This is a genomic window from Halobellus captivus (assembly GCF_003697845.1).
Lineage (GTDB): Archaea > Halobacteriota > Halobacteria > Halobacteriales > Haloferacaceae > Halorubrum > Halorubrum glutamatedens.
In genome coordinates this window covers 210,066-230,760 of sequence record NZ_RDQE01000006.1, presented here as the reverse complement: position 1 = coordinate 230,760, position 20,695 = coordinate 210,066, and the positions used below count along the sequence as shown (strand labels likewise).

Below are 20,695 nucleotides of genomic sequence, written 5' to 3'. Positions count from 1 at the left end.
TCCCGCGGCGGGGCGTCGCGCTCCCGCCGAGTGCGCCGCGGGCGGCGGTCAGGTCACGTCGGGGCTGGCCGCGGTATCGTGGATAAAGCTCGGGGACGGGAGGATCAGGTGAACTTCCGGACGGTCATCTCGAGGGTGTCGAGGTCGAGGATCGGCGCGTAGCCGGCGTCGGGGTCGATGTTGACGGACTTCTGGAAGTCGGTCTGGGCCTGCCAACAGCCGGAGTTGACCGCGAGCACGTCGTGGTACTTCCCCCAGCCGAGCTTGTGGACGTGACCGGTGTGGAACACGTCCGGCACGTCGTCGATCACGAGGTAGTCGCGCTCCTCGGGAGCCACGCGGGTGTGGCCACCGAACTGCGGGGCGACGTGACGCTTCTTGAGGAGCTGGTACATCGCCTTGTGGGGCTCGTCGTAGCTGGCCTTCTCCTCGGGGAGTTCGGCGATGACCTCGTCGAGCGAGACGCCGTGGTACATCAGCACGTCGACGCCCTCGACGGAGACCGTCGCGGGGTTCGAGACGATCCGCGCGTCGTGGACGTCCATGATGGAGCGGATCTCGTCGTTGAACCCGGGCTGGGGCTCCGCGAGCCGGACGGCGTCGTGGTTGCCGGGGATCATCACGATCTCGGTGTCGCCGGGGACCTCCTTGAGGTACTCCGCGAACAGCTCGTACTGCTCGTAGATGTCGACGACGTCGAGCTCCTCGTCCTGGTCGGGATAGACGCCGACGCCCTCGACCATGTCGCCGGCGATCAGCAGGTACTCGACGGGTGCGGCCTCCGGGGTGTGGAGCCAGTCGGTGAATCGGCTCCAGGCGTCCGCGACGAACTCCTGGCTTCCGACGTGGACGTCGGAGATCAGCGCGGCCTGGACGTGGCGGTCGGCCCCGCCGGTGACGCGAGTGCGCGGGACGTCGGGGAAATGGAGCGAGTCCGCGAAGAGGATCCCCGAGTCGTCGGCGAGCGTCCCCTCGATCGCGAGACACTCGTCCATGAGGATCTCGTCGACGACGTCGGCGAGCCCCTTGTCCTTCATCACGAGCGCGGGGAACGTCCCGGTGGTGTCCTCGAGCTCGATCAGCCAGTGGCCCGACTTGGTGGAGCGTACGTCGTTGACCAGGCCGATCATCGCGGCGTCGCTGCCGCCGGGCATGTCCGCGATCGCCTCGGCCGGCCGGTGGTTGACGCGGCCGCGAAGGAGGGTGGAAAGCCGCTCGTAGCGGTCGCGGAACGTCCGGACGAAGTCGGCGTACTCGCCGGTCCCCGTGCTGTGACCGGTCATGTCGTTTCCGACCGCGAGCTCGCGGCGGGACTGGTCCCGGTCGTGAGGGGCGTCGGCGTGGTCCGCGGACCGCTCGGCGGCGACGGTGCCCGCCGTCGGCCCGTCCGCGGTCGGTTCGCTCGCATCCGTCACCCCTGACCCCTTCGTTTCGACTGGAGATCCCGCGGATTCGGCGTCGCTAACCGGCGGTCCGCCGCCCGAGGCGGCGGGTTCCGACGGGCCGTCCGATCCCCCCTGGGTCGTGGGTCCGTGGTCGTCGAGAGCTGCCCGGACGTGTTCGGTCGTGATCCGGAGCGCGTCGTCGGGGGCGGCCTCGACCGCGGCCTCGATCGCCGCGGCGGCGTCGTCGGCACCGGCCAGGAGGGTTACCGCCTCGCGTTCGGCGTTGTACCCGCGGCTGGCGAGTTCGCCCACGATCCGTGCGTTCGACTCCAGCGGCACGAGACGAGGAAGGGGGGAACGGGGCAAAACGGTTCCGGAGCGAGCACCGAACGGAACGTCGATCGCGACGACTACCGGTCCCGCTCGAACCCGGCTGTGAACGTCGCCTCGTCCACCGAGAGGACCGTCGGGCGGCCGTGCGGACACGCGAACGGTCGCTCGCACTCACCGAGGCGGTCGAGCAGCGCACGGATCGCCGATCGGTCGATCGCGTCGCCCCGCTTCAGCGACGGATGACACGCCAGGTCGGCCAGGAGCCGTTCCCGTGCGTCACGCGGCGTCTCCCCCTCGGAGAGCGCCGCGAGGACGTCGCGGAGGGTTTCCGGATCGGCGGTCCGGCCGAACGGGGCCGGAACCGTCCGTACCCGGACCGTCCCGCCGCCGAACGGCTCGGTCTCGAACCCGAGCGTGGCGAGCGTCTCGGCGTGCGCCTCCGCGGTCGCGGCCTCCCCCGCCGACAGCGACAGCGTCGCCGGCGGGTCGATCCCGGCGGTCGGGACCGGGTCCTCCTCGAACGCGCGGGCGAGCCGCTCGTAGTTCACGCGCTCGTGGGCGGCGTGCGTGTCGATCACGAGCAGCTCGTCGCCCGACTCGACGAGCGCGTAGAGCTCCCGGAACGTCCCGATCGGCTCCGCGTCCGCGAACGTCGCCGCGCGGGAGCCGTCCGTCCCGCCGACCGGTTCGAGCGCGGTCTCGAGGTCGGTGGCGACGTCCGCCTTCCGCCGGAGGTCCGCGCCGGTGAGCGCGTCGGCAACGATCGATTCAACCGCGTCCGCGACCGCGTCGGCGTCGCGGAGCCCCACCTCGCGTTTCGCCGGGTGGACGTTCGGGTCGACGCGCCCGGGCGGGACCGCGACGTCGACGGCGGCGACCGGTTCACGCCCGTCCGGCAGCAGCCGGCCGTACCCGGCCCGCACCGCGCCCGCGAGCCGGTCGTCGCGAACGGGGCGACCGTTCACGGAGATCCGGAGGTGATCGCGTCCGGCTCGGGTGACGGAGGGGTACGCGAGCGCGCCGGCGACGCCGATGTTGGCCGTTTCCTCCGCACCGCCGTCCGCTGCTCCGCTCCCGCCGGCGTCGACCGCGACGCTCGCCGACACCTCGGTCGACCGGCTCGCCGTCTCCCGGTCGTAGACGCCGAAGAGCGCGTCCGTGACGCCGGTTCCCGGCGTCGACAGCGTCGTCGAGCCGTCGTGCTCGAGCGTGAAGGCGACGTCCGGGTTCGCGAGCGCGTAGTCGGCGACCAGTCGGGAGACCCGCGTGAACTCCGCGCGCGTGCCGGCGAGCGACTCCCGCCGGGCGGGCCGGGTCGAGAAGAGGTCGCGGACGACGACGGTCGTCCCGCGGGCGCGGCCGGCGTCCGTAACCTCGGGTTCGGGAGCGTCGGAGACTCCGGGTTCGGCGTCCGCACCACCCCGCGGGCCGACGACGACCCGCGTTCCGACCGCGTCGCCGTCGTTGGTCGTCACCTCGAGGCGGGCGGCGTCGGCGACCGCCGCGAGCGCCTCCCCGCGAAACCCGAGCGAGGCGACGCCGACCGGGTCGCCGTCGGGGGCGAGCTTGCTCGTCGCGTGTCGCTCGACCGCGAGCCGGGCGTCCGCACGGTCCATCCCGCGACCGTCGTCGGCGACGCGGATCCGGTCGGTTCCGTCGCCGTCGACCGCGACCTCGATCCGGGAGGCGTCGGCGTCGAGCGCGTTGTCGACGAGTTCGGCGACGACCCGTGCCGGCCGGGTGATCACCTCGCCGGCGGCGATCCGGTCGACGGTGGCCGGGGCGAGCCGGCGGACGCGGTCGGAGCGCTCGTCTTCCGCGTCGCCACCGGCGTCGTTCTTCCCCCCGCGTTCCCGTTCAGCCGTCATCGTTCTCGAGCCGGCTCTGGAGGTCGTGAAGGGCGTTCAACGCCTCGATCGGGGTCGTGCGTGCGAGGTCCAGGTCGCGCAACTCCGCGGCGACCGACGGCGGGAGGTCGTCCCCGAGATCGGGAGGCGACTCGACGCCGGAATCCGGGTCGGAGCCGGCGGCAGGGTCGTCAACCGGCTCGATCGCCGGGGGGTTCTCGGCCTCCTCCTCGGCGAGGAACTCGCGGAGCGAGACGTCCTCCGCGTCGGGAGCGTCGTCGTCCTCGAGCCCGGTACCGGCGTCGGAATCGCTCTCCGCGTCGGAGTCGGTCTCGGCGACGAGGTCGCGCGAGCGCTCGACGACGGGAGCGGGCACGCCGGCGAGCTCGGCCACCTCGACCCCGTACGACGAGGAGGACGCGCCGGGGACGACCCGATGGAGGAACGTCACCGCGCCGTCCTCGCGGGTGGCGGTGAAGTGGAGATTGAACGCGCGTTCGCGCTCCGCGGCGAGATCCGTGAGGTCGTGATAGTGGGTGGCAAACAGCGTGGTCGCGCCCAGTTCGTCGTGGACGAACTCCGCCGCCGCGCGAGCGATGGCGCGGCCGTCGGTAGTGGCGGTGCCGCGGCCGATCTCGTCCAGCAGGACGAGCGAGTCGGACCCGGCGTCGTGGAGGATCTCCGTCAGCTCGCTCATCTCGCGCATGAACGTCGACTGGCCGCCGGCGATGTCGTCGGACGCGCCGACGCGAGTGAACAGCCGCGAGAGGACGGGAAGCCGGGCCGCCTGTGCGGGGACGAACGAACCGACCTGCGCGAGCACGACCGACAGCGCCACCGCCCGCATGTACGTCGACTTCCCGCTCATGTTCGGCCCCGTGATCACCGCGATCGAGCCGCGGGGGAGGTCGGCGTCGTTCGGGACGAACGAGTCCTCGGTCCGCTCGACGACCGGGTGGCGGCCGCCCTCGATCTCGATGCCCGCGTCGGGGTCGTCGACGACCTCGGGCCGGACGTAGTCGTTCGCGACCGCGACCGACGCGAGCGACGCCAGCGTGTCGACTTCGGCGAGCGCGTCCGCGAGCGCCTGGACCCGCTCGGTCTCCTCGGCGACGCGGTCGCGGACCTCGACGAACAGCTCGTACTCCAGAGCGTCCGCGCGCTCCGCGGCGCCGACGATCTCCTCTTCACGCTCCTTCAGCGCCGGCGTGTAGTAGCGCTCGCTGTTCTTCAGCGTCTGCCGGCGGCGGTAGTCGTCGGGCACCCGGTCGAGGTTGGCGTCGGTCACCTCGATGTAGTAGCCGTGGACCTGGTTGTGGCCGACCGACAGCGAGTCGATCCCGGTGCGCTCGCGCTCGCTCGCCTCCAGGTCGGCGATCCACTCGCGCCCCTCCCGCTCGGTCGACCGCAGGGCGTCGAGGTCGTCGTCGAACCCCGCACGGATCACGCCGCCCTCGGTGATCTCCTGGGGCGGGTCCGTCGCGATCGCCGAGTCGATCAGCTCGCGGACCTCCGCGAGCTCGTCGAGCCGGCCGGAGAGGGCGCGGAGGTGATCGGTTCGGGGTCCGGCGTTTCCAGTGTCGTCCGCCTCATCGTCGCCCGCCTCCTCGCCGCCCGCAGCGAGCGTCGCCTTCAACTCCGGGACGACCGCGAGCGTGGCGTGAAGCGACCGGAGGTCTCGGGCGTCCGCGCGGCCGCGGGAGACCCGGCCGACGAGCCGCTCGAGGTCGTAGGCGGTCGCGAGCGCGTCGGCGATACCCTCACGGGCCAGCGTCCGGTCCGCGAGTTCGCCGACCGCGTCGTGGCGCGACCGGATCGCCTCCGCGTCGACGAGGGGGCGACGGATCCACCGCTCGAGACACCGGCGGCCGAGCGCGCAGTTCGTCGAATCGAGGACGTCGAACAGCGTGTCGCTCGCGCCGAGCCCGCGGTTCTCGAACAGCTCGAGGCTGCGCTGGGCCGCCGCGTCCAGCCGCAGCCGGTCGCGGGGGTCGTACCGCCGGACCCGCGAGACGTACTCGAGCGGGCCGTCGTCGCCCTGGGTGTACTCCGCGTACGCCAACACCGCGCCCGCGGCGCGCAGCTCGGCATCCCCGTCGAACCGACGTTCCGGTGCCGGGACGTACGGCTCCAGCCGATCGATCGCGGCCAACCGCTCGAAGACGGCGGGGTCGTGGCCGTGGACCGTCCGGTCCGGGTCGCCGGCGGCCGGATCGAAGCCGACGGGAGAGTCGTCGTCATCGCGACCAGGATCGTCGATACCGGGTCCGACGACCACCTCGGCGGGCGCGATCCGGTCGAGCTCCTCGGCGACCGTCCCCGGATCGCCCGAGGTGACGAGACACTCCCCGGTGGCGACGTCGACGGCGGCGAGCCCGAGCGTCGGATCCAGGCTGCGGTCGTCGCCGGCGGCTCCCTCGCGCGTCACCGCCGCGACGTAGTTGGTCGTTCCCGACTCCAGGAGGTCGTCCTCGACGACGGTCCCCGGCGTGATCACCTCGGTCACGGCGCGGTCGACGAGCCCGGAGGCCGCCTCGGCGTCCTCGACCTGGTCGCCGATCGCGACGCGGTAGCCGGCGTCCAAAAGCGCCTCGAGGTAGGAGGCGGCGTTGTCGATCGGGATCCCCGCCATCGGGTAGTCGCCGGTCGAGTCGGAGCGTTCGGTGAGCGTCACCTCACACACGCGCGCGACGGCCTCGGCGGCCTCGCAGAACGCCTCGTAGAAGTCGCCGACCTGGAAGAGGACGATGGCGTCCTCGTGGGCGGCACACAGCTCCGCGTACTGCGAGAGCATCGGCGTGAGCTCCTCGCGGGCGGCCGCGATCCCGGGCGGAACCCCCGTGACCGTCTCCCGATCCGCGGTTGACATACCCGCAAGCGGGTCGCCCGCGAACATAAACGACACGGGCCGGCGGGCGAGCGAAATTCGACACGGATCGACGCTCGATACGAACCGAGGACGTCACGGAAGGGTTCACACACCTGAAACGGGTTTCGTTCAATACAGCCACTTTTTTTCGTCCTCAGAAATATTTAATTTCTGATGAGCTGCACGAGAGCTATGCTCTCGTGAACGTCGGGTTCCCTCGCTCACTGCGTTCGCTTCGGGAACCACTCCTCGAAAGACCTGGAGGGAAAAAGCCGACGGCGAGGCGAAGCCGAGCCGTCGGTGAACCGCTCGCTTCGTCGCCGGCGGCATTGCCGCCGGCTGCCAGAGGCGCTCCGCGCCTCGCTGCTCGCGGATGCTCAAGACAGCCTAAGCAACAATCACTTGTAGCGCGGTGGCGCGCCGGTGAGCGCCCAAAGGGCGCGAACCGCTCGCGAGGGACGCCGCGAGCGAAAGCGAGCGGCGAGGCTGGGGAGGCGTGAGGTGCGGTCGCCGGGAGGTCGGGCGGGACTCAAAGGGGCAGTCGCGATTCCCGCGAGTGAAACGAGCGGGAAGACGGAAGACGCAGCGCCGAGTGAAACGAGGCGACCGTCTTCCGGAAGGACGAAGCAGGGCGACGTAAGCACCGCAGTGAGGGAGCGAAGGCGACTGAACGAGGAGCGCAGCGAGCCGCGCGAGTCCTCGCGACTGGGGCTTTGTGAGTGTTCTCCCCACTCTCCTTCACCGCGCCAGCAACGATCCACTCTCGATCAAACGATCCGTCCTACACGCAAACTCGATATAACGGCCGGTTCACGGCAACAAACCGCAAAAGAACGTCTCGAATGGGATGGAATCGTCGCGAGCGTGCGATTCCGCACCCTCTACTCGTCCGTGACGCCCCAGGCGTCCGGCATCTCGATGACGTATCGGCCGTCCTCCTGAAGCGAGATGATGTACTCCTGGCGGTCGTACAGCTCCATCAGGTTGAGTTCGTACTGGCCGGGGCTCACGATCCGGATGCTCTCGAACTGCTCGTTGAGCTCGTCGCGGAGCTCGTCGACGCCGGGCTGTGACGCCGGCGGTTCCGTCGACTCCGAGTCGACCGCCGCCGACCCCGTCTCCCGAGCCGCGCGGTCGAGTTCGTCGGGACTGACGACGTCGGAGCGCGCGCTCGCCTGCGCGGAGTCCTCCGCCTCCTCGCCGTCGATGTGTTCGGCGTCGCCGTCGACCGGATCCGTCGCGGCCGACCCCGTCTCCCGTTCCGGGCGTCGATCGACTGGATCGCCCGGATCGTCCGATTCGGCCGGCTCGGGCGATGCGGCCCCGGTGTCGGATCCCGACCTCGAGTTGAAATCAGGGGCCGGTTCGGTCTCCGTGGTTGGCTCGGAGTCGGCGGACGGAGCGGAGCCGGCGGAGGGTTCGGCGGATGGCTTCGATTCGGCCGCGCCGCTGGGTTTGAACTGGAACTTGTTGCCCCCACAGTCGGGACAGCCGGAGAGCATCTCCTTCGAGCCGTCGGGGAACGTCCGACCGCACTCGATACACTGGTGAGGCATTATTTTCTGGAGACGAGGGTGCTGATGAGGTTCTCGTCCTTGTGGAGCGTCTCGATCCGGTTGGCCGGGCCGATGACGGTGAGCTTCTGTGTGGATTCACGTCCCATCAGCCTATCGAGGAAGCTCTGGTTGCCCGACTCCGGTTTGGGGTACGTCTCGATCTCGATCCCGGTGAAGTCGTCCGGGCTGATCTCCGTCATCGTTACTTCGATGAGCTTCGACTCCTCGTCGGGCGAGAGCCCCTCCTCGAGGATGACGATGTTTCCCTCGCGGACCCCGTCGAGGATGAGCCGGATCTTCTCCATGCTCGTGAGTCCCTCCATCCGGGCCCCGCTTATCATGTCGATGCGGACGCCGTCGTCGGCGGGGTCGTCGTTCCCGTCGACGTCTGGGGTAGCACCCGGCATTATCCGAAGTACTCCGCGATCTTCGTGTACACTTCGTCCATGTTCTCGCCCTCCAACGCCGACAGGGGTATCGTCTCGTGTTGGGGGAACGCGTTGGCGATCTGCTGGACGTCCGATCCGGAGAGGTCCGTCTTGTTCGCGAGGATGAGCGCCGGGAGGTCCTGTGATTCGATGATCCCGATGAGCATCGTGTTCACCTGCGTGAACGGGTCCGTCGTCGAGTCGAGCACGTAGATGACGCCGTCGACGTCCTCGCGGAGCCAGTGCATGGCCTCCGCGACGCCCTCGGTCGCCTCCCGGGAGCGACGGACCGCGTCCTCCTTGTCCATGTCGTGGTCGAGGAACTCCTTGTAGTCGACCTTCGTCGTCACGCCCGGCGTGTCGACGATGTCGATCGTGACCTTCCGGCCGTTCCGTTCGATCTCGACGTTCTCCTTCCGGCGGGCCCGCCTGGTTTCGTGTGGAATGTGGCTCTCGGGGCCGACGGCGTCGCCGGTCCAGTCGCGTGCGATGCGGTTCGCGAGGGTCGTTTTTCCGGCGTTCGGCGGTCCGTAGATCCCGATCCGCTTGGGCTCGTCGGCCGCGAACAATCCGTCCGTGACCCGCGATATGCTGTCTCTGAGGTTCGTTAACAGTCCCATCCTGACCTCCACTTGGTGTGGTGTTCTCCCAAACGGCCCGTGCGTCGCGTCATGTGATCCCAGGCGCGTGCGGGTATGACGTGGAATCCACGCCCCTTTCACTTAACAACTGCGTCAGACGTGGATGATCCGTCACGTCGCCGCCGAACGAGTCCGAAATCGGGCGGTCGAAACGCGACCGATGCGAGGGAGTGAAGCCCGGCAGTCGGACCGGTCACTCCTCGTCGCTCGCGGCGTCAAGGAGGACGAGGGCGGCACCGAGCAGCGCGAGGTTCTTCAGGAAGTTGATCTTGTTACCATGGCGCTCCTTCCCCTCCATGTTCCAGAAGTCGTGGATCGCGGGCGTCGTCCCGAGGAAGAAGACGACGAGTGCGCCCGCGGCGGCCCGCGGGAGCCGCCAGAGGACGATCCCGAGGTTGGCGACGAACAGCATTCCGGTGACGAACGGGACGAGGACGTCCGGCATCGGGACGCCCTTCCCTTCCGCGACCGCGACGCGCTTTTCGTTGTTTCTGAAGCCGTCGACGGCCATGTACGCGAGCACGCCGCCGTACAGCGACCGACCGAGAAGCGAGGGCGGGTCGCGAGTGGACTCCGACTCCGCGGATGGCTCGTCGCCCATTCACACCACCTCGATCCGGCTGACGTTGGCGTCGACTCGACCGACCGTCTCGTAGGTCGGGCCGTCGTCGGTCCCACGGTCGGTGCGACGCATGATCCGGCCCTCGACGTCGTCGCGCTGGTCGGGGACGTCGAAGAGCCCGGACCCGCAGATCACGTCGCCGTCGTGGACCGCCCACGTCTCGACGACCTCGTGTGGCTCTCCGGGGAACGGGACGCGATCGAAGTCGCGGCCGAAGTTCGTCGACTCGAACAGGGCGGCCTCGTGGTCGTCGTTCACCCACGCCGGAGGAGCCTCCTCGCCGCCACAGTAGAACACCCGGCCGTCGTGGACGAACACGCGCCGGACGTACGAGAAGTCGCTGCCGACGTCGAGCCGACTCCACGACTCGCCGGCGTCGGTCGTCCGCCAGAGCCCGCCCTCGCCGACGGCGTGGCCGAGTCCGAGGTTCTCCAGGTCGTGATCGAGGTAGCCGGTCGCCGCCAGCCAGACGTCCTCCGAGATGGGAAGGATCTGATGAACGTCGTCGACGATGGCGTCGCGACGGTCGGTCCACGTCCGCCCGCCGTCGCGGCTGACGTGGATCCCGCCGGCCTCGACGCCCGCGATGAGGTGCTCGGGACGGCCCGGAACCGCTTCAAGCGCGCGGAGACGCGCGTAGTGGGGGTCGATCGGCGACTCCCAGTGGCCGCGGGAGGGGAGCTCGCGGAACCCCTTCTGCTCGACCCACGTCTCTCCCCCGTCGACCGACCGGAACAGATAGGGGTCGTTCGTGCCGGCGTACAGCGCTCCGTCGGCCGTTGCGAGGATCGACCACACCTCGCTTTGCCCGGCGTGCCAGAAGCGGTCGCCGAGGGGCACCTCGAGGTCGGTCCACGTCTCGCCGCCGTCAAGGGAGCGGAACGCACCCGTCGAGGAGGCGACGAACACCCCCTCCGTGTGGTCCCACGACTTCACCGCAGTGACGACGCCGCAGTCGAGGACGGGTTCGAGATCGTCGCGGTCGAACGGTACGTCGGCGACTCGGTACAGACCGGAATCCGTTCCGATCAACAGTGACATATCCATGTGTGAGCCGGCCACATAATAAAGTTTTACCAATCCGTAAAACGCTAAGTACGGGGAAATACAACTCGCGAGACGACGGGATCTCATGAATCAACGCTACCCTACCGCACGACCGACCGACGCCGACCGTCTCGAGGAACTCGACCGCGACCGCCTATCAGACCCCGATCGTCGATCCGATCTCGACCTCCCGACGGAACTCCTCAATCTTCCCTGGATCGATCCCCACAACCACGCGCACACGCTCTCGTGGGGCGACCGCGAGCGCTACGCCCTCTCGGGCTGCCGGTCGATGATGATGGTCTCGTCGGGGTATCACTGGACCCCGTACAAGCCCGTCGAGGCGAGCGACGTCCGTTTCCTGTGGGACGACGCGATCAACCGACGGACGGCGATCGAGCGGAACCACTTCTTCGAGGCGAAACTCGGGCTCGGGATCCACACCGGCGTCCGGATCGAAGATCCCGACGACCTGCTCGCGGTGATGGACGACTACTGCGCGCTGGAGGAGGTCGTCGCGGTCGGCGAGACCGGCGTGACGCCGGGCCAGCACGTCGAACGGTGGGACGTCGACGAACAGCAGGCGGTCGTCGGGGCGCAGATGGAGATCGCCGCCGACCACGACCTTCCCGTCCTCCTCCACACGCCGAACACCTCGGGAGAGTCGAAGCGCGACTACCGCGACGGACTCGGCGTCACGCCGGGGTACGAGAAGAACGCCGGACTGGGTGCGGAGCCCGTCCTCGACGGCGAGAACCCGGCGCTGGAGGCCGTCGAGCGGGACGTCGAGGCCGCACGGAACGCCGGCCTCGACGAGGAGCGAGTCGTGGCCTCGCACGCGGACGCGAACAACACCGCCTACCTGATGACGGAGACCGACTGTTATCTCAGCTTCACGATCGGTCACTCGTGGCTGATCGGCGTCGACGCCGCCGACGTGGCGAACGCCATCGACGAGTACGGCCCCGAGCGGATCATGATCGACACCGACTGCGCGAACGTCCTCCGGACCGATCCCTACGCCGTGAAACGGGCGATATTCGAGCTGTACCGCTACGGGATCGACGTCGACGACATCCGGACCGTGGTGTACGAGAACCCGCGGGACGTGTTCGGGCTGGCCGAATGAGCGATTCGACCGATCCGTGGGTGCGGTGGCGCGCGCCTCCGAGCGGCCGCATCCGGCGGCCGCGAGGAGCGTCGCGCGAGGGACGCGGTGAGCGCTCGGAGAGCGCGAACCGCGAGGCTGGGGACGGGTGAGGCTGCGGTTGCGGTACTGGGCGGATTCGAAGCCCCAGCCACGAGACGGGTGCAGGCGACGTAAGGACCGCAAGGAGCGAACGGAGTGAGCGACTGAGGACCACAGCGAGCGTGTGCCCGCCTCGTGGCTGGGGCTTCGGAGGCGTTCGTCGTCGTCCAGCTCTATTTACAAGCAGCAACACACAGCCGAGCGATTGGGGCTTCGGAGGCGTTCGTCGTCGACTCGACTTCCGGGAAACGGAACGAAAACACGAATCCGCGAACCGCCTACTCCGTCACGAACTCGTTCGTCAGTTCGCCGACGCCCTCGACGCCGATCGTCACGGTGTCGCCGTCGCCGAGCAGCACCGGCGGCTCGCGGTAGACGCCGACGCCGGGCGGGGTCCCCGTGAACACCAGATCGCCGGGTTCGAGCGTGAACGCCTGACTACAGAACGAGACCAGTTCGTCCACGCCGAAGATGAGGTTCGCGGTCGACGATTCCTGGAGCCGCTCGCCGTTCACCTCGGCGAAGATCCCGAGGTCGTGTGGATCCTCCACCTCGTCCGTCGTGACGAGGTCGGGACCGATCGGCGCGAACGTGTCGAGGCTCTTCCCGCGGACCCACTGACCGTCGCCGTGTTGGAGGTCGCGCGCGGAGACGTCGTTGCCGACGGTGAAGCCGGCGACGTGATCGAGGGCGTCGTCGGGGTCGACCCGGCGAGTCTCCTCGCCGATCACGGCGACGAGTTCGGCCTCGTAGTCGACCTTCTCGGTGTAGTCCGGATCCCACCGGACCGCGTCGTCCGGGCCGACGACCGACGTGGGGAACTTCGAGAAGAGGACCGGCTCGTCGGGGATGGGGTTGTCGCCCTCCTCGGCGTGGTCGCGGTAGTTCAGTCCGACGCAGACGACCTTCCGCGGGTCGTCAACGGGGGCGGCGCGGTGGAGGTCGGTGGGATCACGGAGCCCGACGCCGGTCTCCTCCGCGTACTCCACGGCGAGGTCGGCCTTCCGGCGCCACTCCCAGTCGGCCAGCAGGTCCGTGGTCTTCGGACCGATATCGACGCCGGCGGCCGCGCCGGCGGTCGCGAGGTCGACCACGCCGCCGTCGATGGCGACGCCGCTCCGAGGTGATTCGTCGTCCGTCGTCCGGTATTGTCCGATTCGCATGTGAGGTGTGGTGAGTGAGTCGAGTTCCGCTCGACGGTTTCGTGTCGGTTCGGATGGTTATAGTTCGTGTCGGTTCGGGCGATTACAGGTCGATGCCGGCCTCGTCGAGGAGGCGCTCGCCGGAGGCGACGAACCGGTCGAACTCCTCGTGAAGCTTGGGGTTCGTCAGCTCGCCGTCGCGTTTGACGACCTCGCCGTCCACGAGGACGGTGTCGACGTGCGAGGGGTCGGACTGGAACACCACCGTCTGGACGGGGGAGTGCGAGGGAGCGGTCATGAAGTCCGAGGCGTCGATCAACACGAGGTCGGCGCGCTTGCCGGGGGTGATCGTACCGATCTCGTCGGCCATGTCGAGGGCTTTGGCACCCTCGATCGTGGCCATCTCGAGCGTGTCGCGCGCGGAGATGCTCACTTCGGTGACCTCCTCGTCGCCCTCGAGGACCGCCTGGTTGTCGAACATCCGCTGGAGCTGCATGCCGATCCGCATCTGACTGCCCATGTCGCCGCTGACGTTCGAGCAGACGTCCACGCCCCACGCCGGGCGGCCGCCCGCCTCCAACACCTTCCCGGTGACGGGGATGCCGTGGCCCATCTGCATCTCGACCTCGGGCGTCGACGAGAAGGAGACGCCCTGCTCGACGGCGTGGTCGACGTCCTCCTGCGAGAAGTGGTTCCCGTGGGCGACGTTGACGTCGGGACCGAGCAGGTCCTCGAGGCAGCCGAAGCCCTGGTAGTCGTCGCCGTAAACGGAGGAGGGCCACAACGCGGCACCCATGTGGATGGTCGAGAGCACGCCCAGATCGCGCGCCAGTTCCAGGTCGCCGCGGGCGGTCTCGTCGGTACAGAAGTCCGGTCCGCGGAGCCCGAGCGCGAGGCTGAGGAGGTCGTCGTCCCGGATCTTCTCCTCGTGGAGTTCGCGGATCTTCTCCTCGGGGAGGCCGACGTCGCTCTCGTACCACCACTTCGCCGCGTCGTCGCCCGGCGGCCCGTAGGTGTACACCGCGCGCAGCCCGGCGTCCTGCAGCGCGTCGACGGCTCGTTCGCCGTGTTCGAGCGTGTTGGGGTACGACCAGTCCAGCGCCGTGGTCGTCCCGGTATGGAGCTTCTCGAACGCCCCGAAGAGGCCGCCGAGGTACATGTCCTCGGGTCGGTAGAGCCCGGTGATGTTGCCGAGCATGTGATCGAAGTACTCGCCCATGAGCGACCAGTCCCCGGCGATCCCCCTGACCTGGGTCTGTGCGAGGTGGATGTGTGAGTCGACGAGGCCGGGGATGACGACGTGGCCCGAGGCGTCGATCTCCTCGGCGTTCGACGCCGACAGCCCGGTTCCGACCTCGACGATCTCGCCGTCCTCGATCAGGACGTCGGCCTCGTCGAGATCCCCCACGTCGGGATCCAGCGAGACGACGGTCCCGTTCCGTACGATCGTTTGTGTCATGTTCGATAATAGGATTTGACCAAGAGGTTAAAAGTTTACTGGACGGTAAAGTCGCGTCGGGATCGGCGGACGGCCGTCGCCCCCATCGCGAGGATTCCGCTCGCGGATGTAATGACCGATCACAGTGCGGTCGGCGCGCCTGCGAGCGCCCGGATGGGCGCGAGCAGCCCGCGAGGGACGCCGCGAGCGGAGCGAGCGGCGAGGCTGGGGAGGCGTGAGGTGCGGAGTTGTGCGGTTCGGGTGGGGCTCAAAGGAGCAGTCGCGGTTCCCGCGAACGAAGCGAGCGAAAGTCAGGGAGTCGCAGCCGGCGAGCAACGCGAGCCGGACCGTCTCCCGCGACAAGCAGAGAGGGACCTCCGGTCCCTCAAGCAGCCGGCGCAAAGCGCCGGCGACACTGGAAGGAAGTGAGCACTGCGAACGACTGAAGCGCGCAGCGAGCCGTGCGAGTCTCCGCGACTGGGGCTTTGGAACGTTCACCGCGCCAGCAACGATTCCGTTCTCATCACCCTCATCTCCCTCGAAACAACTCTCCTACAAGCACCCTCGATCGAGAACAATATTCAGACGAGTTGAATTGAAATAATGCTGTGATCACTCATACCTCCTCCTGGTATCCCGATCCGGAAACGATGTTGAGATCCGATCCGGCGGAGCAATCGTATTATGTACTTCACACGTAGAGTACGGGTATGAGCGAGTCATCGGACGACCCCTCGGGTGCGAGGTCCGGCGATCCGTCGAGCGGGTCCTCCTCCGAATCGTCGGGCGGATCTTCTTCCGAGCCGTCGAGGTCCTCTTCCGAGTCTTCGGAGGATCCCGTCGAGAGCGCCGGCGACGACACCGTCTCCTCCAAGGACACCAAGGAAGTCATCATGGAAGCGACCTTTCGCGCGCTGAGCAAACACGGGTACAAGGACCTGCGGATGCGCGACATCGGCGAGGAGATGGACCTCACGCGGCAGGTGATCCACTACCACTTCGACGGGAAATACGACCTGCTGTCCTCGTTCCTCGAGCACATCATCGACCAGTACGAGGGCAGCGTGGTCGTCGAGTGTGACGCCGATCCGCGGACCGAACTGCGCGCGCGGATCGACCAGTGTCTGTTCGGTCCCGAGTTCGAGCAGTTCGGCCACTGGGACCGGATGAAGGTGTACCACGAGCTGTACACCCAGGCGCAAAACGACGGCGACCACCGCGAGGTGTTCAACGAACACTACGACCGGATCCGCGGCAGCATCGTCGAAGTCGTCGAGGACGGGATCGAGAAAGGCGTCTTCCGGGACGTCGACGCCGAACGAATGGGACAGCTCATCACCGACGTGATCCACTCCGCCCGCGGGCGGCGGATCTCGTTGGGACACGAGGACGCTCCCGAGGAGGCACGGAAGGCGATGGACGAGTTCGTCCTCGACTCGCTGGAGCGGACCGAGTGATCGGGTACGCGGGACCGTCCGCTCCCGCTCAGTCGTCCTCCCCGAAGACGCCGAGTTCCGCGAGCCGGTCGATCGCTTCCTCCGAGTAGCCGCGTTCGCGGAACACTTCGCGGTTGTGTTCGCCGAGGAGCGGCGGCGGGAGTTCGAACCCGCTGTCCGCGTTGCGGAACTTGAGCGGGTGCTCGATCACGGGGACCTCGCCGAGTTCGGGATGTTCGATCTCGGAGATCGTCCCGCGTGCCTCGATCTGTGGGCTATTGAGGGCCTCCTCGACGCTGTACACCGGACCGGCCGGTACCCCCGCGTCCTCCGCGATGACCTCGATCCACTCGTCCGTCGTCCTCTCGGCGAGCGTCGCCTCGATCTCGGCTTCGAGCTCCTCGAGGTGCCCGACGCGATCGGCGTTCATCTCGAAACGCTCGTCCTCCGGGAGATCGGGGCGGTCCAGCGCCTCACAGAGTTCGCCCCAGAGCTTCTCGTTGAGGATACAGATGTTGATGAACCCGTCCTTCGTCTCGAAGGTCTGGTAGGGAGCGAGCACCGGATCCTTCGTCCCCATTCGCTTCGTCTCCTCGCCCGCGAAGACCATCCCCGCCTGTTTGGTGAGCCACGGGAGCGTCGCCTCCAGCATGCCGAGGTCGATGTACTCGCCCTGGCCCGTTCGTTCGCGGCGGTACAGCGCGGTCGTCGCGCCGAAGGCCGCCCACATCGCCGTGATGAGGTCCGTCATGGGAAGCCCGACCTTCACCGGCTGGCGGCCCTCCTCGCCCGTGACGCTCATGATCCCGCTCATTCCCTGAATGAGGAGGTCGTACCCCGATCGTTCGCTCCACGGGCCCGTCTGGCCGAACGCGGAGATGGCGAGATAGATCAAGTCCTCGTTGTGATCGGTGAGCGTGTCGTAGTCGACGTCGAGTCGTTCCGCGGTTCCGGGACGGAAGTTCTGGATGAAGACGTCGGCCTCCTCGACGAGTTCGTACAGGGCTTCCTTGGCGTCGGGGTTCTTCAGGTCGAGTTCGAGGCTCTTTTTCCCGTAGCTCAGCGTCCAGTAGTAGGGCGATTCGCCCTTGATGAAGGGCGGTCCGGAGTGTCGGACCGCGTCACCGTATCCCGGCTGTTCGATCTTGACGACCTCCGCGCCCTGGTTCGCCAGCATCGCCGAGCAGAATCCGCCGGTGACGAACGTCGAGAGATCGAGGACCGTTACGCCCTCGAGGATCTTCCCGTCCGTACTCTCGGTCATCGAAACACCGTCCGCGTGTGAGCCGACCTCATGTGTTGTCTACCCATACGAAACGAACTCGTGCGTAGTGTACTCATATGTTGTGTCTACTTCCTTTACCGTATGGTAAAACTATCGACATCGATCGTTATTTTTCAGGAGTCGCGATCAGATCTCACCCCCCACCCCTTCGTTTCGTGTGGAACGGTCGGAGGTGACGGTAGTCGTAGTGGGATGCCGGTGGATGATACCGACGACGGTTCGGTCCGATCGAGCTCTAATGATAGTTCCAACCTACGAGCCATAAAATGAACTACTCACACAAACAAATAAACTAAGGGAGATTGTCGAGGGTACTGTTCCGACTATTATATTATAAATCCTTTGGAATATAACCACCGGATCCCTCACCCCACCCTCCCGTCTCACCGTTCCACACGAAACGAAGGGGTGGGGGGGTCCGGGTGGAGGGAGACAACGATATCGATAGCGAAGTCGACATACCCGAACTCGTCCGACGAGATCGGCTATCCGTCCGTTGATCACGCGATCCCACGAACCACGAGGACCGTTTCAACTCCAGAGAGGAACACTTTAGTACCACCTCTTCGTCTGGTTCCACTGTATCAACTGGACGTGGTCGTTCTCGATCTCGACCACGTATTCGTGTTTCAGGCCGGAGACGGTGCAACGGCGCACTTACATCACCGGATTCCACCTGAAACAGAGGGGTTCACATGGACGAAGGCGACTACACACCGCGGGTCGACGGCGGCGGGGAATCGAATGACAGCGACGACTCGGACCATACTCCGTGGGAACGACCCGCGTCACAGGCTCACGAGGATCCGGAACGTACCTCGGAATCGACTCTCGACGACTCGCTCGATGACTCCGTTGATGGCGCCGATCCGGATCCCACGGACGACACGGACCCCACAGACCCCGCGGAGGATCCGGACCCCGCGGAGGACACGGGATCGAACCCGACGGACGACGTCGATTCGGAAGCTACGAGCCTCGGGAAGGGAGGTCGCGACCGATCGTCGCCGGACGTCGATTTCGACGGCGTCGTCCTCGACAACGACGACGACAATCAAGGACTGTTCGACGACCTCCTCTCGGGGGAACCGATATTCGAGAACAAGGAGGTTCTCCGGCCCTCCTACACCCCCCACGAACTCCCTCACCGAAACGATCAGATCAACCGAATGGCGACCATCCTCGTCTCGGCGCTCCGCGGAGAAACCCCCTCGAACATCCTCATCTACGGGAAGACCGGAACGGGGAAGACCGCCTCCGCGAAGTTCGTCTCACAGGAACTCGAGTCGACCTCCCAGAAGTACGACGTCCCGTGTGAAGTCGAGTACATCAACTGTGAGGTGACCGACACCCAGTACCGAGTCCTCGCACAGCTCGCGAACACGTTCATCGAAAAGAACCAAGCGGTCATCGCCGACAGACTCGAGCAATACGAGTCGATGCGCGCGGACGCGCGAGACGACGTGGTCGACGAAGGGGCGATCCTCGCCGGAACTGAATTCGACACCCTCGCCGAACTCGACGATCGGATCGACGAGCTCGAAGCCGACGCCGAGGAGATGGAGGAAGTGCCGATGACCGGGTGGCCGACCGACCGCGTGTACACGACCTTCTTCGACGCGGTCGACTACCACGAGCGCGTGGTCGTCATCATGCTCGACGAGATCGACAAGCTCGTCGAGAAGAGCGGCGACGACACCCTGTACAACCTCTCGCGGATGAACTCCGAGCTCGACAACTCCCGCATCTCGATCATGGGGATCTCGAACGATCTGAAGTTCACTGACTTCCTCGACCCGCGGGTCAAATCCAGTCTCGGCGAGGAGGAGATAGTCTTCCCGCCGTACGACGCTAACCAGCTCCGCGACATCCTCCAACACCGCGCTGACATCGCGTTCAAGGGGGACGCGCTCACCGACGACGTGATCCCGCTCTGTGCGGCCTTCGCCGCCCAGGAACACGGGGACGCGCGTCGTGCGCTCGATCTCCTTCGGACCGCGGGAGAACTCGCCGAACGATCCCAGGCCGAGATCGTCGCCGAGAAACACGTTCGGCAGGCCCAGGACAAGATCGAACTCGATCGCGTCGTGGAGGTGGTTCGAACCCTCCCGACCCAGAGCAAGATCGTCCTCTTCGCCGTGATCCTCCTCGAGAAGAACGGCGTCCACAACATCAACACCGGCGAGGTGTTCAACATCTACAAGCGGCTCTGTGAGGAGATCGACGCCGACGTGCTCACCCAGCGGCGCGTCACCGACCTCATCAGCGAGCTCGACATGCTGGGGATCGTCAACGCGGTCGTCGTCTCGAAGGGACGCTACGGCCGAACCAAGGAGATGGGGCTGTCGGTTCCAGTCGAAGAGACCGAGGCCGTCCTCCTTTCGGACTCGCGGCTCGGCGACATCGAGAACGCACAACCCTTCGTGCAGGCTCGCTTCGATAACTGACGTATCAGTCACGCGGCGACGGAACCCGCCGTCCCGTCCGACGCTCGGATCTCTCCGGCCCCGTATCCGGTCGATGGCGACACGACGACGGTCCCGACCACGTCGCCGATTTCCGCCTGTCCGGTCGTGATCAGCCGGACGTATCCGAGGTACGGCACTCGGACCCTGGCGACGCCGGTGACCCATTCGGCGGCCACGGGCTCGGCGAGCCCGTTGGCCTGGTCGTACTGGCGGTTGTTGTCGCCGAGGGTGACGAACCCGGCGTGCGGCGCGGGACAGTTGCGGAGTTCCGCGCAGTCGTCGGCGTTATGGAACCGATCGTCCGCCCGATCGTACCAGTTCTCGCCCTCCTCGACGTGAAACATCGCGCGATGGATGATCGGCGACGCCTGTCTCCCGGGCGGTTGGTAGATCACGACCGAGCCGTACTCGCCGAAGGTCCGGTAATCGCTCTCCTCGCCCGTCTCGTGGGTCACGACGCCCAGATCGTTGTCGGCGACGTCGGGCGCGAGCCGTCCGGGTTCGGTGACGAACACGAGGTCGCCGGTCTTCATGTTGGGATCCATGCTCGCCGACTCGACCGCGACCATCGGCGGCCACACCCCGCTCACCGCGAACAGGACCAGCCCGATCAGGAGCACGACCGCGACGCTGGAGAGCATCTCCCGGACCCACATGAGCGGCCCTTCCACGTCGTGACGGAACCGGTGGAACAGTCCCGGACCCTCGTCGTCAGCGACTCCCGTTTTCGCGGTCGGTACGTCGTCGGACGGATCGTCGGCATCAGAACCGCGACCGATCTCGGTAGTAGAACTGCTATCGGTCGCGGTAGCAGCACCGCCATCGGCCGGGTCGTCGACCGGTGGGCCGTCACCGCTCGATGCCGGCCGATCTTCGGGGTCCATCACCCCGAATTTGGCGGCTTCCGGTCATAAGTTTCCGGGTCCCGTCCGACGGATCGCCGAATCAC

General features: G+C 67.1%; 16 protein-coding genes. 3 read left to right on the top strand and 13 right to left on the bottom strand.

All coding sequences use genetic code 11. The features are described from left to right. Positions 1-104: 104 nt before the first annotated feature. From EAO78_RS09235 to EAO78_RS09200, 8 genes are all read right to left on the bottom strand, one after another. A complete protein-coding gene (locus tag EAO78_RS09235; RefSeq protein WP_122105549.1) occupies positions 105-1,724 on the bottom strand; it encodes a DNA-directed DNA polymerase II small subunit in 1,620 nt (539 codons plus the stop codon). A gap of 71 nt (positions 1,725-1,795) precedes the next feature. After that, complete coding sequence (gene mutL / locus EAO78_RS09230; RefSeq protein WP_122105548.1) at positions 1,796-3,586, bottom strand: DNA mismatch repair endonuclease MutL; 1,791 nt, start codon at positions 3,584-3,586, stop codon at positions 1,796-1,798. Then, positions 3,576-6,434, bottom strand: a complete 2,859-nt coding sequence (mutS, locus tag EAO78_RS09225; protein WP_122105547.1) for a DNA mismatch repair protein MutS — start codon at positions 6,432-6,434, stop codon at positions 3,576-3,578. Before mutS ends, mutL begins: the two co-directional genes overlap by 11 nt. Positions 6,435-7,315: 881 nt before the next feature. Continuing rightward, entirely contained in the window at positions 7,316-7,990 is a 675-nt protein-coding gene (locus EAO78_RS09220) for an OapC/ArvC family zinc-ribbon domain-containing protein (RefSeq protein WP_122105546.1), read from the bottom strand. Then, positions 7,990-8,397 (bottom strand): DUF2073 domain-containing protein, encoded by a 408-nt coding sequence (locus EAO78_RS09215; protein ID WP_122105545.1) that lies wholly within the window; start codon positions 8,395-8,397, stop codon positions 7,990-7,992. The genes EAO78_RS09220 and EAO78_RS09215 overlap by 1 nt, the downstream gene beginning before the upstream one ends. Next, entirely contained in the window at positions 8,397-9,038 is a 642-nt protein-coding gene (locus EAO78_RS09210; RefSeq protein ID WP_122105544.1) for an Era-like GTP-binding protein, read from the bottom strand. The genes EAO78_RS09215 and EAO78_RS09210 overlap by 1 nt, the downstream gene beginning before the upstream one ends. Before the next feature lie 214 nt (positions 9,039-9,252). Further along, positions 9,253-9,660 (bottom strand): DoxX family protein, encoded by a 408-nt coding sequence (locus EAO78_RS09205; protein WP_122105543.1) that lies wholly within the window; start codon positions 9,658-9,660, stop codon positions 9,253-9,255. Then, positions 9,661-10,722, bottom strand: coding sequence for a WD40/YVTN/BNR-like repeat-containing protein (locus EAO78_RS09200; RefSeq protein WP_122105542.1), 1,062 nt, complete (start codon positions 10,720-10,722; stop codon positions 9,661-9,663). A gap of 91 nt (positions 10,723-10,813) precedes the next feature. Between EAO78_RS09200 and EAO78_RS09195 the strand changes: the two genes are divergently transcribed. Next, entirely contained in the window at positions 10,814-11,857 is a 1,044-nt protein-coding gene (locus EAO78_RS09195; protein WP_122105541.1) for a TatD family hydrolase, read from the top strand. A 398-nt stretch (positions 11,858-12,255) separates the two neighbouring features. Here EAO78_RS09195 and EAO78_RS09190 read toward each other — a convergent pair whose 3' ends face one another. From EAO78_RS09190 to EAO78_RS09180, 3 genes are all read right to left on the bottom strand, one after another. After that, positions 12,256-13,140, bottom strand: a complete 885-nt coding sequence (locus EAO78_RS09190; protein WP_122105540.1) for a fumarylacetoacetate hydrolase family protein — start codon at positions 13,138-13,140, stop codon at positions 12,256-12,258. A gap of 82 nt (positions 13,141-13,222) precedes the next feature. Further along, positions 13,223-14,578 carry an amidohydrolase family protein gene (locus tag EAO78_RS09185; protein WP_122105539.1) on the bottom strand — a complete coding sequence of 452 codons (1,356 nt, stop codon included), beginning with the start codon at positions 14,576-14,578 and terminating at the stop codon, positions 13,223-13,225. Between the two features lie 670 nt (positions 14,579-15,248). Further along, positions 15,249-15,449: a hypothetical protein gene (locus tag EAO78_RS09180; RefSeq protein ID WP_136516495.1), complete on the bottom strand. Its 201-nt coding sequence runs from the start codon at positions 15,447-15,449 to the stop codon at positions 15,249-15,251. Position 15,450: 1 nt separating this feature from the next. Here EAO78_RS09180 and EAO78_RS09175 point away from each other — a divergent pair, with 1 nt between their 5' ends. Then, a complete protein-coding gene (locus tag EAO78_RS09175) occupies positions 15,451-16,014 on the top strand; it encodes a TetR/AcrR family transcriptional regulator (RefSeq protein ID WP_122105537.1) in 564 nt (187 codons plus the stop codon). Between the two features lie 28 nt (positions 16,015-16,042). On the opposite strand, the gene EAO78_RS09170 is transcribed toward EAO78_RS09175, so the two are convergent. Continuing rightward, entirely contained in the window at positions 16,043-17,257 is a 1,215-nt protein-coding gene (locus tag EAO78_RS09170) for a CaiB/BaiF CoA transferase family protein (protein ID WP_122105536.1), read from the bottom strand. Positions 17,258-17,973: 716 nt separating this feature from the next. Here EAO78_RS09170 and EAO78_RS09165 point away from each other — a divergent pair. After that, complete coding sequence (locus tag EAO78_RS09165; protein WP_122105535.1) at positions 17,974-19,725, top strand: Cdc6/Cdc18 family protein; 1,752 nt, start codon at positions 17,974-17,976, stop codon at positions 19,723-19,725. Between the two features lie 8 nt (positions 19,726-19,733). On the opposite strand, the gene EAO78_RS09160 is transcribed toward EAO78_RS09165, so the two are convergent. Beyond that, entirely contained in the window at positions 19,734-20,630 is an 897-nt protein-coding gene (locus EAO78_RS09160) for a S26 family signal peptidase (protein ID WP_238987654.1), read from the bottom strand. Positions 20,631-20,695: the final 65 nt, after the last annotated feature.

Excerpts from the sequence above, each read along its gene's own strand:
- mutL (WP_122105548.1), bottom strand. The coding sequence starts at position 3,586 with ATGACGGCTGAACGGGAACGCGGGGGGAAGAACGACGCCGGTGGCGAC.
- mutS (WP_122105547.1), bottom strand. The coding sequence starts at position 6,434 with ATGTCAACCGCGGATCGGGAGACGGTCACGGGGGTTCCGCCCGGGATC.
- EAO78_RS09220 (WP_122105546.1), bottom strand. The coding sequence starts at position 7,990 with ATGCCTCACCAGTGTATCGAGTGCGGTCGGACGTTCCCCGACGGCTCG.
- EAO78_RS09215 (WP_122105545.1), bottom strand. The coding sequence starts at position 8,397 with ATGCCGGGTGCTACCCCAGACGTCGACGGGAACGACGACCCCGCCGAC.
- EAO78_RS09210 (WP_122105544.1), bottom strand. The coding sequence starts at position 9,038 with ATGGGACTGTTAACGAACCTCAGAGACAGCATATCGCGGGTCACGGAC.
- EAO78_RS09205 (WP_122105543.1), bottom strand. The coding sequence starts at position 9,660 with ATGGGCGACGAGCCATCCGCGGAGTCGGAGTCCACTCGCGACCCGCCC.
- EAO78_RS09200 (WP_122105542.1), bottom strand. The coding sequence starts at position 10,722 with ATGTCACTGTTGATCGGAACGGATTCCGGTCTGTACCGAGTCGCCGAC.
- EAO78_RS09195 (WP_122105541.1), top strand. The coding sequence starts at position 10,814 with ATGAATCAACGCTACCCTACCGCACGACCGACCGACGCCGACCGTCTC.
- EAO78_RS09190 (WP_122105540.1), bottom strand. The coding sequence starts at position 13,140 with ATGCGAATCGGACAATACCGGACGACGGACGACGAATCACCTCGGAGC.
- EAO78_RS09185 (WP_122105539.1), bottom strand. The coding sequence starts at position 14,578 with ATGACACAAACGATCGTACGGAACGGGACCGTCGTCTCGCTGGATCCC.
- EAO78_RS09180 (WP_136516495.1), bottom strand. The coding sequence starts at position 15,449 with ATGACTTCCTTGGTGTCCTTGGAGGAGACGGTGTCGTCGCCGGCGCTC.
- EAO78_RS09175 (WP_122105537.1), top strand. The coding sequence starts at position 15,451 with ATGGAAGCGACCTTTCGCGCGCTGAGCAAACACGGGTACAAGGACCTG.
- EAO78_RS09170 (WP_122105536.1), bottom strand. The coding sequence starts at position 17,257 with ATGACCGAGAGTACGGACGGGAAGATCCTCGAGGGCGTAACGGTCCTC.
- EAO78_RS09165 (WP_122105535.1), top strand. The coding sequence starts at position 17,974 with ATGGACGAAGGCGACTACACACCGCGGGTCGACGGCGGCGGGGAATCG.
- EAO78_RS09160 (WP_238987654.1), bottom strand. The coding sequence starts at position 20,630 with ATGGACCCCGAAGATCGGCCGGCATCGAGCGGTGACGGCCCACCGGTC.